The organism is Parendozoicomonas verongulae (assembly GCF_009711465.1).
Classification (GTDB): Bacteria; Pseudomonadota; Gammaproteobacteria; order Pseudomonadales; family Endozoicomonadaceae; genus Sansalvadorimonas; species Sansalvadorimonas verongulae.
The window spans coordinates 1-533 of sequence record NZ_SMME01000311.1 but is presented as its reverse complement, the minus strand read 5'-3'; the positions used below and the strand labels follow the sequence as shown (position 1 = coordinate 533).

Below are 533 nucleotides of genomic sequence, written 5' to 3'. Positions count from 1 at the left end.
GGGTAGCCGCGACGCCCAATGCAAGGGAAAGCAGAACACTACCTGCTTCTGCGGCCTCATCTTTGATACGGTCAGCAAGCTTAACACTCACCGCCAGAGCAGCCGAGAGGCCCGGTGCAAGGGGCAGTGGAACACCACCTGCCCCTGCGGTGTCACTTTCAATTCGGCCAGCTTACTTAACACTCACCGCCGGAGCAGCCGAGACGCCCGGTGCAAGGGGAAGCTGAACACCATCTGCCTCTGCGGCACCACTTTCGAGTCGGTCAGCCTGCTTAACTCTCACGCCAGTGCAGCAGCAACGCCCGGTGCAAGGGAAAGCGGAACACCACCTGCTCCTGCGGCGCCACCTTCACTACGGACAGCCTGCTTAACTCTCACCGTCGGAGCAGCCGTGACGCCCAATGCAAGGTAAGGCGGAACACTACCTGCCCCTGCGGCATCACCTTTGATTCGGTCAACCTTCTTAGCTCTCACCGCCGGGGTTGCAGCGAAGCCCGGTACAGGGGGAAGCGGCTCAAATAGAACCGGGTCCA

At 61.0% G+C, this 533-nt stretch carries 1 protein-coding gene; it reads right to left on the bottom strand.

The window, feature by feature from the left end; genetic code table 11:
• Positions 1 to 279: 279 nt before the first annotated feature.
• Positions 280 to 533 (bottom strand): hypothetical protein (locus tag E1189_RS22290; RefSeq protein ID WP_196220856.1); only part of this gene is annotated, 254 nt, incomplete at its 5' end.